Source organism: Streptomyces sp. NBC_01092, assembly GCF_045039535.1.
Classification (GTDB): domain Bacteria; phylum Actinomycetota; class Actinomycetes; order Streptomycetales; family Streptomycetaceae; genus Streptomyces.
This window is the reverse complement of record NZ_CP108659.1, coordinates 10,610,324-10,624,465: the sequence shown is the minus strand read 5'-3', so window position 1 is coordinate 10,624,465 and position 14,142 is coordinate 10,610,324. Positions and strand designations below refer to the sequence as shown.

The 14,142-nt window shown below is 71.5% G+C and carries 14 protein-coding genes; 12 read left to right on the top strand and 2 right to left on the bottom strand.

The window, feature by feature from the left end:
* The first annotated feature begins 171 nt into the window (after nt 1–171).
* On the top strand, nt 172–843 hold the full coding sequence (locus tag OG254_RS47290) for a hypothetical protein (protein WP_405594163.1): 672 nt from the start codon (nt 172–174) through the stop codon (nt 841–843).
* Nucleotides 844–861: 18 nt separating this feature from the next.
* Here OG254_RS47290 and OG254_RS47285 read toward each other — a convergent pair whose 3' ends face one another.
* On the bottom strand, nt 862–1,245 hold the full coding sequence (locus OG254_RS47285) for an AQJ64_40280 family protein (protein WP_405594161.1): 384 nt from the start codon (nt 1,243–1,245) through the stop codon (nt 862–864).
* Between the two features lie 151 nt (nt 1,246–1,396).
* Nucleotides 1,397–1,801, bottom strand: a complete 405-nt coding sequence (locus tag OG254_RS47280) for a VOC family protein (protein WP_405594159.1) — start codon at nt 1,799–1,801, stop codon at nt 1,397–1,399.
* Nucleotides 1,802–2,185: 384 nt separating this feature from the next.
* Here OG254_RS47280 and OG254_RS47275 point away from each other — a divergent pair, with 384 nt between their 5' ends.
* From OG254_RS47275 to OG254_RS47225, 11 genes are all read left to right on the top strand, one after another.
* Nucleotides 2,186–3,145, top strand: a complete 960-nt coding sequence (locus tag OG254_RS47275; protein WP_405594157.1) for a phosphate/phosphite/phosphonate ABC transporter substrate-binding protein — start codon at nt 2,186–2,188, stop codon at nt 3,143–3,145.
* Between the two features lie 129 nt (nt 3,146–3,274).
* Entirely contained in the window at nt 3,275–4,078 is an 804-nt protein-coding gene (phnC, locus tag OG254_RS47270; RefSeq protein ID WP_405594155.1) for a phosphonate ABC transporter ATP-binding protein, read from the top strand.
* A 4-nt stretch (nt 4,079–4,082) separates the two neighbouring features.
* Entirely contained in the window at nt 4,083–5,867 is a 1,785-nt protein-coding gene (phnE, locus tag OG254_RS47265; protein ID WP_405594153.1) for a phosphonate ABC transporter, permease protein PhnE, read from the top strand.
* 64 nt (nt 5,868–5,931) lie between these two features.
* On the top strand, nt 5,932–6,465 hold the full coding sequence (locus OG254_RS47260; protein WP_405594151.1) for a PadR family transcriptional regulator: 534 nt from the start codon (nt 5,932–5,934) through the stop codon (nt 6,463–6,465).
* A 113-nt stretch (nt 6,466–6,578) separates the two neighbouring features.
* Complete coding sequence (locus OG254_RS47255; protein WP_405594149.1) at nt 6,579–7,760, top strand: DUF2306 domain-containing protein; 1,182 nt, start codon at nt 6,579–6,581, stop codon at nt 7,758–7,760.
* A gap of 93 nt (nt 7,761–7,853) precedes the next feature.
* Nucleotides 7,854–8,729 (top strand): hypothetical protein, encoded by an 876-nt coding sequence (locus OG254_RS47250; RefSeq protein WP_405594147.1) that lies wholly within the window; start codon nt 7,854–7,856, stop codon nt 8,727–8,729.
* Nucleotides 8,730–9,252: 523 nt separating this feature from the next.
* Nucleotides 9,253–10,041 carry a GntR family transcriptional regulator gene (locus tag OG254_RS47245; RefSeq protein WP_405594145.1) on the top strand — a complete coding sequence of 263 codons (789 nt, stop codon included), beginning with the start codon at nt 9,253–9,255 and terminating at the stop codon, nt 10,039–10,041.
* 2 nt (nt 10,042–10,043) lie between these two features.
* Entirely contained in the window at nt 10,044–10,478 is a 435-nt protein-coding gene (locus OG254_RS47240) for a phosphonate C-P lyase system protein PhnG (RefSeq protein ID WP_351193058.1), read from the top strand.
* Nucleotides 10,475–11,143, top strand: a complete 669-nt coding sequence (gene phnH / locus OG254_RS47235) for a phosphonate C-P lyase system protein PhnH (protein WP_405594141.1) — start codon at nt 10,475–10,477, stop codon at nt 11,141–11,143. The genes OG254_RS47240 and phnH overlap by 4 nt, the downstream gene beginning before the upstream one ends.
* Nucleotides 11,143–12,276, top strand: coding sequence for a carbon-phosphorus lyase complex subunit PhnI (locus OG254_RS47230; RefSeq protein ID WP_405594138.1), 1,134 nt, complete (start codon nt 11,143–11,145; stop codon nt 12,274–12,276). Before phnH ends, OG254_RS47230 begins: the two co-directional genes overlap by 1 nt.
* On the top strand, nt 12,273–14,141 hold the full coding sequence (locus OG254_RS47225; RefSeq protein WP_405594136.1) for an alpha-D-ribose 1-methylphosphonate 5-phosphate C-P-lyase PhnJ: 1,869 nt from the start codon (nt 12,273–12,275) through the stop codon (nt 14,139–14,141). Before OG254_RS47230 ends, OG254_RS47225 begins: the two co-directional genes overlap by 4 nt.
* The last annotated feature ends 1 nt before the right edge of the window (nt 14,142 follow it).

Here is a 14,142-nt window from a genome sequence, read left to right as displayed (position 1 = left end):
GGCCGCTTGAGGGTTGCTTCCCGGGATCAGCTGGGTGGTGGGGGGTGTCGGTAGCGCCACCCATGCATCGGGTGTCCAGGCCCAGGGACTGGCCCGGTCGGGGGCGGCAGGATTCAAGTCGTCGGAATCGAACCGACGAAATGAATCCACCATCCACTTCGGGGGACCCCCATGAACGAGACCTTCGCCAGGCGTCTGACGGGCCTTGCCGGCATCGCCACCGCGGCCGCCCTGATCATCGAGGTACCGCTGTACTTCATCTACTCCGGTCCGCCGCCGGACTCGAACGTCCTGGCCAGGCTGCTGATCGCGATCGTCGCGCTGGCGTTCCTGATCGTGTTCGTGACGGCCTTCCGTGAGCTGGTCAAGCGGGTGAACCCGGCCTACGAGTGGGTGGGCACGATGGCCTTCGCCACCGGGCTGGTCTACGCGGCGGTCACCCTGGTCTCCAGCGGGCTGGAAGCCGGTGCGGTCATCGCCGCGGACCGTTCCATCGATCCGACGATCACGGTCAGCGGCACCTACATCCTCTACGGGTCGATCGGCCGACTGCTACTGGCCCTGTTCCTGGCCGCGGTGGGGTACGCCATCTCCCGTACGAACCTGCTGCCGCGCTGGACCGGCCGCTCCGCCTATGTCCTGGCCGGTGTCAATCTGCTCTTCGTGCCGTCCCTGTTCTTCGGCAACAATCCCGCGGACTTCTACGCGGCGAACGGCTGGGGCACCACCGCGCTGATGGGCGCGATCCTCAGCTACTGGCTGCTCGCCCTGGGCATCTCGACCTACCGAAGCGGCGTCCGTCGTACGGCGGCAGCCGGGGTTCCGCAGCCGGCGGATCGCTAGGACAAGCGCGCCCGTGCGTCAGGTGCGGGGAGGAGCGCCCCACGCGTTCTGGAGAGCGGACTGCACCTCTTCCCCGAGCACGACGTACGTCGTGCCGCCGGGCAGGGTGGGGAGCTCGGCCCAGTGCGTCACGGTCTCGTCGCTGCCAAGGCCGTGGGGCAGGCGGACGACCCCGTCGGAGTCGACGAAGCAGTCCCGGTGCTCCGTCCCGTCCTCGCTCCAGTGCAGGGTCGTGAAGACCATCGGCCTCACCAGCCAGAATTCCTCCCCCGACCCCTTGTCGGGCTCGGCGGAGGTGTCGGCCGGATACCGGCCCGTGATCGCCGCTGCCACCGGCATTCCGCTCCGGGGCAGCCTCTCGCGTGCGTCGACCCACGTCACCACAGTGTTCAGATTCGTCATCTCCACCCTCGGTCCCACCCTCGCTCAGGCGCTCGGCAAGTCGCATCCGGCAAGACCGCACGGCGCGCGCGAGGGTTGCTCGAGGGTTCGCCGCGGACCGGGCTCTCGGGTCGGTCATGACCGCGGCGGCGTCGGCGCCCGGTCCGGCCGGTCAGTGTTCCTGGAGGATGGCGAGGACGTTCCCGGCGGGGTCGGTGAACCAGGCGATCGCCGCTGGGGCGTCGTCGCCCTCGCCTTCGCCGACGCGGACGATGCCCTTCTCGTCGTGGTCGAATCCGGGGTAGCGCTCCAGAGTCACGCCGCGCCGCTGCAATTCGTCGACGGCGGCCTCGATGTCGTCCACCGGGAAGTTGAGAATCGTGAACGTCGCCGGGGTGTGCGCCTCCTTGGGGTAGACGAAGACCTGCGTGCCACCGGCGAGCCGTAGGGTCAGCATGCGCATGTCCCCCTGACCGGTCTCCTCGACCTGGAGGCCGAGGGTCTCGCCGTAGAACCGACGGGCCTCGTCGAGGTCGCCGACCGCGAAGCCACTGAAGGCCTGTGACTGTCCGAGCATGCCGTGTGTCTCCTTCACGGGTGGGTGAGCCGTCCTGACGTCTCAGGGCAACAATCGCGCCACGGCCCGACGCCCGCCACGCGAGGGGCGTCCGGATGGTCGGTCGCCGTTCACCCGCACGAAGCGATGATCGAGCGCTCCTCGCGCTCAGCGGCTCATTCGCCGGTGCGGTGCAGGTCAGGGCACTGATCCGGGTGCCCGAGGCCCCCGCAGACACCCCACCCGCGGCCCGAGTCGTCCGGTCCGCCGGCCACAAGAGACCGGCCCCGTTCGACCGGTCGTAACCATCGCTTCTCTGCCACGGCATGGCCTGGATTCAGCCTGGGTCCCGTTCAAAACCCGTTCCGGCGGCACCATTGCGGCCGTTTGAGGAGAAGTCGAACGATGTTTCCTGTGATCCGGCGCAATCTCGGCGTACTCGCCCTCGGTGCCAGCTCCGTTCTCGTCCTGGCCGGCTGCGGTGAGAGCGCGGTGTCCGAATCCGACACGTCGTCGGGCGCAAAGGGCGGCGACACCCTGGTGATGGCCGCCGTCCCGGCCGAGAACTCCACCGACCTCAAGGCGTCCTACGCGACCGTGATCAAGATGCTGGAGAAGGAGACCGGCCGGAAGATCGAATTCCAGAAGGCCACGAACTACGCCGCCGTCATCGAGGGGCAGCGTTCAGGAAAGATCCAGATTGCCGCGTACGGCCCCTTCTCCTATGTGCAGGCGAAGAGTTCCGGTGTGAAGGCCACGCCGATCGCCGCCGGTGTGGAGAAGAAGGGCGACAAGCCCGGATACCGGTCCTACGGCATCGTCAAGACCGGCTCTGCGATCAAGGATCTCAAGGGTTTCGCGGGCAAGAAGGTCTGCTTCGTCGACCCCAACTCGACCTCCGGCTACCTCTACCCGCGCTCCGGGCTGCTGGACGCCGGAGTGGATGTGGAGAAGGGCATCACCGCGGTGATGTCCGGGGGGCACGACGCGTCCGTGCTCGCCGTCAAGAGCGGCCAGTGCGAGGCCGGGTTCGCCTACGACACCATGGTCGACAAGCAGCTGATCGAGAAGGGTCAGCTCAAGAAGGACGAGATCACCACGGTGTGGAAGTCCGACCTCATTCCCGGCTCCCCGGTGGCGATCAGTGACGATCTCGACGCCGACCTGAAGCAGAAGATCACGAACGCTTTCAGGACCATGGCCAACGTCGACTATCTCAAGGCCCACGGCTACTGCGGCGGCAGCGCCAAGTGCGAGGTCGACGACGCCGGCGACTGGGGTTACGCGACGGTGGACGACGCCACCTACGACGGTGTCCGCAAGGTCTGCGAGGTCACCAAGGACAAGCAGTGCGTGGAGTCCTGATCCGCGGTTCCGGTTCCCGCGAATCGGATCACGCATAACGAGATAAACCGGGATTGCGGTGGTCACTCGGCTCCGCAATCCCGGTTTTCCCTATGGCAGTTCAGTTCACCGAGAGAGTCGGAGCCACCCATGACCACGGACCATCTCCCCGAGCCCGTCGTGCGATTCGAGGGCGTCAGCAAACAATTCGATTCGGATGTGCGCGCACTCGACGACGTGTCGCTGAGCGTACGGGCCGGGGAGATGGTCGTGCTGCTCGGGCTGTCCGGATCCGGCAAGTCGACGCTGCTGCGCCATGTCGACGGGCTCCAGCAGGCGACCAGCGGCACGGTGAGCGTGCTCGGCACCGATGTGGGGCGCGCCGGCGCGGCGGAACTGCGCCGGCTACGCCGTCGTATCGGCTTCGTCTTCCAGCAGTTCCACCTCGTGGGCAGCCTGACGGTGCTGGAGAACGTGTGCACCGGCGCGCTCGGCAGGCTGCGCGGCCCGCGTCTCGGGCTCCTTACCTACCCGCGGGCCGTGCGGCGCGAGGCACTGCGGCACCTTGAGCGCGTGGGCCTGCTGGAGCAGGCCTTCCAGCGGGCCGACACCCTCTCGGGCGGCCAGCAGCAGCGCGTCGCCGTCGCCCGGGCCCTGATGCAGCGGCCCGAGATCCTGCTCGCCGACGAGCCCGTGGCCTCCCTCGACCCGGAGTCCTCGGCGCAGATCATGCGGCTCATCAAGGAGATCGGCGAGGAGGAGCGACTCACGGTGCTGTGCAGCCTGCACCAGGTCGACCTGGCGCTCTCCTGGGCCCACCGGATCATCGGCCTGCGTGGCGGCCGGGTCCTGATGGACAGCCCGGTGTCCGGGCTGACGCGGGACGAAGTGATGTCCGTGTACGCGCGTCTGGGTGTCGCGACCCCGGCGGTTCTCGCGGCGACGGCGGGCTGAGCCCGTGACCGTTTCGACCGCGACCGCCCCGACCCCGCCCTCCCCCACCTCGCCGAAGCCGCCCGCCGACGCGCCCCGGACGGTGCCCGGGCCCCGCGCCGGTGGCATCGCCGCGCTGCTCGTCATGACCGCGCTGGCCGGCTTCGCCTGCTGGGCCTTCGCCGATCTGCGGATCAACGCCGCCACGCTCGTGGACAGTGCCTCGAACGCGGCGGACTTCGCCGGACGGATGGTCCCGCTCGACTTCCCGCCCGCCGCCGAACTGCTGCGGCTGTGCGGGCAGACGATGGCCGTCGTGGTGTGCGCGACGCTGCTGTCGGTGCTGCTCAGCGTCCCGGTGGCGGTGCTGGCCGCCGGCAACACCACCCCTCACCCGAGCGCCCGGTTCGCCGCGCGCGGTGTCATCGTGCTGGCCAGGGCCGTGCCGGACGTGGTGCTGGCGATCATCTTCTTCCGGGTCTTCGGACTCGGCGCACTGACCGGCGTGCTGGCCATGGGCCTGCACTCCGTCGGCATGGTCGGCAAGATGTATGCCGACGCGATCGAGCAGATCGACGAGGGACCGCGCACCGCCGTACGCGCCTCCGGCGCAGGGCGCCTCCAACAGCTCGTCTCCGGTGTGCTGCCGCAGGTTCTGCCCTCCCTGGTGGCCAACGCCCTGCACCGGCTGGACATCAACCTCCGGATCTCCGTGGTCCTCGGCTTCGTCGGCGTGAACGGCCTCGGCTTCGAGATCGCCGAGGCCCTGAACGCCCTGGACTACCGGCGGGGCATGGCGCTCGCGCTGGTGGTGCTGGTGCTGTGCATCCTGGTGGAGCTGCTGTCCGGCGCCATTCGCCGGGCGCTGCTGCGGAGCGCCGACAGGGGCGGGCGGACGCGGGGCAAGGGCGCCGCGCCCCGGACTGCCGCCGCCCGCGGGCCCGTTCTCACCGCGGTGCCGCCGGTGGACGCGAAGGCCCTGCCCGATACGCGCACCCCGACGCAGCCGGTCCGGCCCTCCGCGGCACCCCGCATCAGCCCGCCGTGGACCGCCCGCCGCATCCGCCGCACCGCCTACGCGGCCGTCACCGTCCTCGCGCTGGCCGCCTCCCTGTGGGGCGCGGATCTGGCACCGGACCAGTTCTTCGGGGCGCTCGGCAACATCGGCCAGACGCTCGGGCTGTTCTGGCCGCCGGAGACCGGCGGCATCCTGCCGGACCTGCTGTCCGACCTCTTCGACACGATCAAGATCGCCTTCGCCGCGACGCTGATCGGGGTGGTGCTGGCCCTGCCCATCGGCACACTGGCCGCCCGCAATGTCGCGCCAGCCCCCGCCACGGCTGCCGTGTTCCGGGTCGTGGTGGTGCTGGTCCGCGGAGTTCCGGAGCTCGTCCTCGCCATCGTCTTCGTGGTGATCACCGGCCTGGGCGCGGTGGCCGGCGCGCTGGCCCTGGGCGTCGGCGCGGTGGGGCTGCTCGGCAAGCTCGTGGCCGACTCCCTGGAAGAGGTGGACCCAGGGGTGGAGGCCGCGGTACGTGCCACGGGTGCCGGGCGCTGGCAGGTCTTCTGCTCGGCGACACTTCCGCAGGCCGCGCCCGCGTTCGTCGGACACGTCCTCTACCAGCTCGACGTCAACATCCGCTCGGCCACCCTGCTGGGCATCGTCGGCGCGGGCGGCATCGGCTTCGACCTGCTCAACGCCGCGCGGGTGCTGGACTTCGGGGTCGTCACGACCGTACTGCTGCTGGTGTTCGCCACCGTGCTCGCCGTGGAACTGCTGGCGGTGTGGCTGCGCCGGGTCGTGCGCTGACGGATACGAGGGGCCGGCAGAAGGTGTGCCCTTCTGCCGCCGCCTGTGGCGATACGGTCACCTCATGGCTGACGTGCGGTTGACGACCCCCTCCTACCTGGTGCTCGGGATCATCGACAAGCTGGGCGAGGCGAGTGCATACGACGTGAAGGGGGAGGCGGCCCGGACGGTGGCGCCCTTCTGGTCGGTGCCGCACGCGCAGGTGTACGCGCAGTGCGACCGACTGCTGGAGGCGGGGCTGTTGTCGCAGGTGCGGCAGGAGAGCGGACGGGGCCGCAGGGTGCTGGCGCTGACGGACCGGGGGCGCGCCGCGCTTCAGGAGTGGCTCGGGGATCCGGAGTTCGTGCCCGTGGAGGCGCGGGAGCGCGGCATCCTCAAGCTGTGGTTCGGGGGACAGCCGGACCTGCTTGCCCCGGTGCAGGTGGACGAGCACCGGCGCACCCTGGGGTCGTACGAGGAACTCGCGGACGAGGTCGGGGAGTTGCTGACCCCCGGTCAGCGCGAGGCGCTGGAGTTCGGGATCCGTTACGAGCGGATGATGGTCGACTTCTGGACGTGGGTGCGGCAGCGGGAGGACCGCACGTCCACGGATTCCTGACGATTCCCGACCGCCACGGACCGTTGACCTCGGCATTGGTCCCCTCTACCTTCTCGATAGTCCAATTTGGACTATCGGTTCGGCCGTGCAGCGGCCATGAGCAGGAGGTCGCCGTGGACCGTCCGACCAGCAGCACCTGGCGCCGCGGCGCCACGATCGCGGTGACCGTCATGTGTGTCGCTTATGCGCCGGTCGCGATGACCGAACTGTGGCCGTACGCAAGCCCCGGCGCGCCCGCGTTCGGCGAGTGGCTGATGTCCCGCCTCGTCTCCCCGAGCTACGTCGCGGATGCGCTGGCGACGCGCATCGAGCCGTACCGGCACAGCCTGGTGCCGTTGATCGTGCACTCGGTGCTCGGCGGCCTGCTCATGCTCCTGGGGCCCGCGCAGCTCCTGACGGCGGCCCGGCGGCGTATGCGTCTGCACCGCGTGCTCGGCGTCGTGTTCGCGGTGACGGTGTACGCCTCGATGGCGGGCGCCGGACTGTACCTGGCGCGCACCGCTCCCGAGGACGCCTTCAGCGGGGCGGCGTTCTGGATCGTGCTCGCCACCCTCCTGGTGGGCACCGTGATGAGCGTGACCTTCGGCATCCTGGCCGCCGTCGGCGGTTTCCCGGATCTGCACCAGCGCTGGATGCTGCTCTGCTACGGCTTTCTGCTGACCGCTCCGCTGCTGCGCCTGGAGTGGGGCGGTCTGCCGTTGCTGTTGCCGGGCCTGTCGATGGCTGAGATCAATCAGGTGGCCATCATGCATCTGGGGTCGGTGGTCGCGTTCGGCGCGCTCCTCGCCTCGCGCTCGCTCGACCGGCGCAAGTCCGTCGCCGGGGTGTCCGGGTCGTGGGCCCCGCTGCCGGTGCTGGCCGCGGCCCACGTGGCCGGCGCCGCCGCTCTGGCCTGGATCGTGTACTCCTACCTGGACTTCGGAGCGGCGGGTCACCGCCTGCTGGCGGGCTACCTGCTGCCGTACGCCGTCACCTACGCCGTCATGGCCGTCGGCGCCCGGCGCGCCGCGCGGCAGGGGCGCGCCTGGGCCCGGGAGGAGTGGCGGCTGCACCTGACGGCGTTGTGTCTGGCCCCCGTGCTGTCGGCCGGTGCGACCCCGGTCTTCGAGCGCACTCTGGGTCTCGACCACCACACGGCACTGGCCGCCGGCCTCTCCATCGGCTGCGGCGTCCTCGCGACCGCGGCGACGGCGGTGGTGAGCCTGCGTGTGATGTACGCCCGCGAGCTGCTCAAGCGATCGACCGCGACCCCGGCTGCCGCGTCGGTCTCCCGCGTCTCCTCCCCGGTCCTATAGCCGACAGCTGTCCGGTGGCCGTCCGCCGCGCTACACGGTCGTCGCCGGTCCGCCGCACGCCCGCCAGGCCCCCTGCCCGGAAACGGAAACCTCATGACACAGGCATCCGACACCCCCGCCCGCGCAGCCTCCGGCGGACGCCCGCTGACCGCTGGAGTGGCCATGCTGGCCACCGCGGTGGCGGTGACCAGCCTTCTCGTCGGCGGACTCCTGGCGGCCGTCAGTCTCACCGGCCAGGTCTTCGGCGCCTGGCCCTCTCCCGAGTCTCTGAACCCGGGCCTGATCGGCGCCGCCATGCTGGGCACCGCGCCGGGCCTGTTCGCCGTGAGCCGGGCACAGCACTGGGAGGAAGCGCGCTCCCTGCTCCACCCGTTGGCCGTCGTCCTGGTCGGCCTGTGCACGGTGACCCTGCTCAATGCCGACCGGCTCTACATCGCCGAGGGCGGCCCCGTCCTGTCCGTACTGTTCAGCCTGGGCTGGATATTCGTCCTGGGCCTGCTGTGCGTGTGGGCCGTGATCGCACTGGCCCTGCAACACCGCGTCCCCGACCGGCCGGGCGGCACGCCCGCCGCCCCGCTGCCGGGCTGGTCCAAACCGGCCTTGGCCGTACTGGGCTCGGCATGGTTGGGCATCGGCACCGGCCTGCTGATCCGGCCCGGTTTCTGGGCCGACTTCGTCCCTTGGCACACCAACCGCCTCGACGCACAGGCGCTCGGCGTATGGGCTCTCGCTCTCGGAGTCGGCGTCCTGGGTGCCCTCGCTGAGGACGACCTGACCCGCACCCGCCCGGCCCTGATCGCCCTGCCCGGCACCGCGGCCGCCATGGCCGTCGTCCTGGCCGCCCGCGCCGCACACATCGAGTGGAGCTCCGGCCCTGCCCTCAGCCTTGTCTGCATGGTGGCGGGCCTGCTGTGCGCGGGTGCGAGCGGACACGTCCTGCTGACGCGGTCCGCTGCTTCCCGCAGCTGACTCGGCGCGGCGAGAGGACTCGACGTCGCCGCGGTTCGTCGTGGCGTACATCGTGAGTGGTATCGCTTCGTCGACGGGCTCATCCGCACGGCGGAAGGGGTCACGACTGGTGACTGACGTGTGCGGGGCGGGTGTTGAGCAGGATCGGTCGTGGCGAAGCGGAGGTGCCTTCACTCCGCGGCTTCGGTTCCACGACCCGATGGGGAGTTCACCATGCCCACGATGCCGACAATGCCCAGCACGTCCGGTTTCAAGCTGCCCCACCGTGCCGTCACCCTCCTCGCGGCGACCGCTGCGGTGGCGACGACCGCGGGGATCGCCTCGGCGTCGACGGCACCCGCGTCCGCGCCCGACAGGACCGCGCGGGCCTCGACCGCCCCGGAAACGCGCCCTCCGCCATGGAATCCAAGGCAGAAGGCCGTTTCGAACCGAAAAACAACTGACACGGCTGTTCACACTCCCGGTCGGACGCGTTGGTCGGAAGCAAGTTGTCCGGACGACTTGGCCGACGATCGTTCCTCATGTGAGTGCGACCAGGTATCTGGACATCGCGGAGCAGTTGTCCGCCGAGCTGGCCGAGTGCCCGAGGGGCACCCGGGTCGCCAGTGAGGCAGAGATCGCCCGGCGGTTCGGCGTGGGCCGGGCCGCCGCGCGGGCGGCCGTGCAGGAGTTGGAACGCCGGTTCGTCGTCCGCCGGACCCAGGGGTCGGGCACGTACGTCAACCGGCGCATCGACTACGTCATCTCGCGCAGCGTCCCGCCGTCGTGGTCCACAACGATCTCGGCCGCCGGCGCCACACCTCGTGCCCTGGTCAAGTCGGTGCGCAGGATCCCCCTGCCCGCCGACCTGGCGGACCGGTTCGAGCGGCCCGCCGGCACGGCCGTGCACGAGGTGGAGCGCGAGTTCTACATCGACGACCTTCTCGCCTCCTGGGTCCATGAGTGGATCCCGGTGGAGGAGGTTCCCGACCTGGACCTGGCACTGCACGCCGTCGACTCCGTCGACATGGTCCTGCGCCAGATGGTGCGGGTGCGGCCGACGCGGGCCTGGTGCCGGGTCAGTATCGACGTCCCGCCGGCGGAGGTCCTGCGCGCCCTGCGCGTGGAGAGCAGCCTGCCCGCGTGGCTGGTGGAGAGCGTCAGCCGCGACGAGGCGGCCGGCAACGTCCTGATGTGCAGCCGCACCTGGACCCGCGCGGACGCCGTCCGCGTGGTGGTCGAGCTCGACGAACGGGCGGTCGGCGACGAGGGCGTCGCACCGCGGAGCGCTCCGGCGCCACAGAAAGCGATCACCGCAATGAACTGGGAGTAGTGGTGACTCAAGAGTTGAGCAGGGAGCAGCGCTGTGCCCTGCTGGCCGAGGCCGACAGGGCCGAACTGATCGAGCTGGCCGACGCATGCATCGCCGACGGCGCTCAGGTGCGGGTCCTGGTGGCCCCCGAGGTCGGCTGTGTGACCGCGCAGGTGCGCGAACCGGTCCTGGAGCAGCGGTTCCTGCTCGGTGACGTCCTGGCCTGCCGGGCTGAGGTCGAGGTCGCCGGGCATCGCGGCTGGGCCATGCGCCTCGGTGACGATCGCGCGGCCGTGCTGGCCGCCGCGGTGCTCGACGCCGAGGTCGAGGCCGGCCGCCCCGGGGCCGCCGACATCGACCTGCTCTGCGAGCGGGTCGCGAGCCGCCGGGAGCGGCGCGAGAGCCAGGAGTGGGCGGAACTCGCCCCGACCGTCGTCGAGTTCGAGGAGCTGACGTGACCGCCGTCGAGACCATGCCGAGGCCCGCCGCCGACGCCACGGGGACCGCGGAGCTGGTGAGCGCGGCCAAGCTGCGCCCCGCCCAGGCCCAGGGCGTCTTCCGGGCCGTGCTGGACGCCCTCGCGCGGCCGGGCACGGTGACCCGCTTCCCCGCGGACGTGGCGGCCGAGGTGCCGCCCGCGCTGCTGCCGGTCCTCGCCCTCGCCGACCTCGGCACCGGCATCTGTGTCCTGGAGGAGGACGGTGCCCGGCGCTGGTCGGACGTGGTGAGCGTGGCCACCAACGCCCCTGCGGTGCCACTGGAGAAGGCCCGGCTCGTCGCGGCCGTGAGGACCGTGACCCCGGAGGAGATTCTGCGGCTGACCCGGGGCGCGGCCGACGCGCCGGAGGACGGCGCCGTGCTGTGCCTGCCCGTGACCGCGCTGGAGGGCGCGTCGCGCGTCTGGCGGCTGTCCGGACCCGGTGTTCCGGGTGAGCGGGACGTGGCTCCGCAAGGCCTGCCGGACGGGTTCTTCGAGGCGCGCGCGGAGGCCGTCGGCGGCTTCCCCGCCGGGGTCGACCTACTGCTGGCCGCACCCGACGGCCGCCTGATGGGCCTGCCGCGCAGCACCACCGTCACCGCCATGACCGCCATGACCGATGCCGTGTCCGAGGAGGAGAGCTGATGGGGTACTCGGGAGCACGCGGAGGACTGGAGGCGATCCTCGCCGCCGAGGACCTCGTCCGCCGCAAGCGCGACCACGCGCCCGCCCCGTGGGCGTCGACCGAGCAGATCACCGCCCGTTTCCGGCTGGCCGTGGACCGGGTGATGGGTGAAGCCGGGCTGTACGACGAGCCGACCGCGGCCGACGCCTTCCGGCAGGCCGAGGGCGACTCCCTGGAGGCCTCGCACCTGCTGCGCGCCCAGCGGTCCACCCTGCCGCGCCTCGCGGTCAGCGAACCGGTCGACCCGGGCGAGATGACCGTACTGCGCCGTATCGTGCCGGCGTTCCGCGAGCCCGACGGGCCGCAACTCCTCGGCCGTACCTCCGACTACACGGGCCGGCTGCTGGAGCGGCCCGCGGCCCGGCCGGAGCCCGAGCAGCCCGGGCAGCCCGAGGGCCGGGGCACCGTCGACATCTCCGAGCGCACCGACGAGCAGCGCAGCCCGCGCCGGTTCCTCGACCTGCTGCGCAAGTGGGAGCTGGTCGCCGAGGGCCGTACCGGTGACGACCCAGAGCCGCACGACATCACCCGCAAGCCGGCCCGGCCGCCCGCCGACCGGTCCGCCGTGCTGGCCGCCATGGCCCGCGCCGAGTCCGGGGCGCTGATCGCCCTCTGGTACCGCTCCGTCCTGGGGCCGGACGGCGATGTGCACGAGATCACCCTGGGTGAGCTGCGGCACGGCCGGCTGCCGCTGCGGGTGCGCCACCCGCACACCGGAAACCCCGTGGCCGTCGGCGAGTTCCGGGTCACCGAGGCCGAGGCCATCGAGGACCTGGACGGTGCGGACGAGGACCGTACCCGCTTCGACATCGGCTACGGCCTGTGCTTCGGCCACAACGAGCGCAAGGCGATCGCCATGGCCAACCTGGACATCGCGGGCCGCCGGTTCGGGCGCAGCGGGCCGCTGGAGCAGTTGCTGCTGCTCACCCTCGACGGCCTCGACTCGGGCGGGTTCCTGGAGCACCTGAAGCTCCCCCACTACGTCACCTTCCGCTCGATGGTCGAGCGCAAGCAAGCCATGCAGGCCGCCGCCGAGGCGGGCGAGGACCTGCCGGCCAGGGCCGCCGAGCCCGCAGGAAAGGAATGCCGATGACCACGACGCCGTACGACACCGTGCAGTCGTCCCGGATCGGCGCGCTGGTCGCCGAGGCGGACGCCGGCAGCCCGCCCGCCGGGATCCTCGACGAGGACGCGAAGCGGGAGATCCGCCGCGCCTCACTCGCCGCGGTCTGCGTGCCCGGCTACCAAGTCCCCTTCGGATCCCGGGAGATGCCGGTCGCCCGCGGCTGGGGCTCGGGCGGACTCCAGGTCACCCTGGGGGTGATCGGCGCCGACGACACGGTGAAGGTGATCGACCAGGGCGACGACGCCGGCGTCAACGCCACCAACCTGCGCAGGATGATCGCGCAGACCACCGGGTGCGAGGAGTCGGCCGACACACGCGAGGCCACGGTCGTGCAGACCCGGCACCGGATCCCGGAGGAGGCATTGGGCGAGCGGCACGTGGTGGTCTACCAGGTGCCGGTGCCCGAACCGCTGCGCGGTGTGCAGAAGTCGATGGCCGAGTGCGCGCGGATGCACGCCGAGGGCGACTACTCCGCGATGTGGGTCAGCCTGTACGAGGACATCGTCCGCAACGGCATGATCACCGCGAGCACCGGCTACCCCGTGCTGGTCGGCGGCCGCTATGTGATGGCGACCAGCCCTATCCCGCGCTGGGACGTGCCGCGCCTGCACGAGGCCGAGCACCTGAACCTCTTCGGCGCCGGCCGCGAGAAGCGGATCTACGCGGTGCCGCCGCACACCGAGGTCCGGCCCCTGACCTTCGACGACGTGCCGTTCGAGGTCGAGCACGAGCCGGGCGGGCGCTGCAAGTTCTGCGGCAGCGACGACGTCTACCTCGTCAACGCCGGTACCGAGGGTGCCTTCGCGTGCAGCGACACCGAGTGGTGCGCCCGGGTCCAGGCGGGGGACGCCGACACCGCCGCCCACCGGGAACGCGCACCGCTGGCCCTGCTGCCCGATCCGCGGGCCCGCGCGGGACGTCGTAGTGCGCCCGTGACCGGTACGGAGACTGTGCAGGACGTGCCGGCGCCCGTGCGCAGGGCGTCGTCCGACGGCCCCGAATGGGCTCTGCGCGTCGACGGCATCGGCAAGGTGCACGGCGCGGGCGGCGCATCGGCCGTGCCCGGCACGGGTCCCGAGCACGGCACCGCGATCAGCCCGTCCACCGGCGCCGTGGTGGCCGCCTGGGACGTCTCCTTCGACGTGGCGCCGGGTGAAGCCCTGGGTCTCATCGGCGAGTCGGGCTCCGGCAAGTCCACCGTGCTGCGCTGCGTCGTCGGCGACGAGCCCGCCACCGCCGGCCGGGTCCACCTCGCCACGGTCGACGGCGGCGCGTCCGAGGTGCTCGCGCTGCCCCCGGCCGTACGGCGGCGGCTGCGGATCGACTCGATGGCCGTGGTCTACCAGGACCCGGCCGCCGGACTCGACCTGCGCGTCTCCGCCGGCGGCAACATCGCCGAGCGGCTGACCGCGGCGGGCTGGCGCGGCTACCACGCCATCCGGCGCCGCGCGGCCGAGCTGCTGGACCGGGTCGAGGTGCCGCTGTCCCGCATGGACGACCCCGTGCACACCTTCTCCGGCGGCATGCGCCAGCGCGTGCAGATCGCCAAGGCGCTGGCCACCGAACCGCCCGTGCTGCTGCTCGACGAGCCCACCACCGGCCTCGACGCCTCCGTCGCCGCCGGGGTGCTCGACCTGCTGCGCAGCCTGCTCTCGGAGCGGGACGTGGCCGCGGTGGTCGTCAGCCACGACTTCTCCGTGATCGAGGCTCTGACCGACCGCACGCTGGTCATGCAGACGGGCCGGGTCGTCGAACAGGGCCTGACCGACCAGCTCTTCCACGACCCCCACCACCCCTACACCCAGCGGCTCGTCGCCGCCGCCCGGAGGTGAG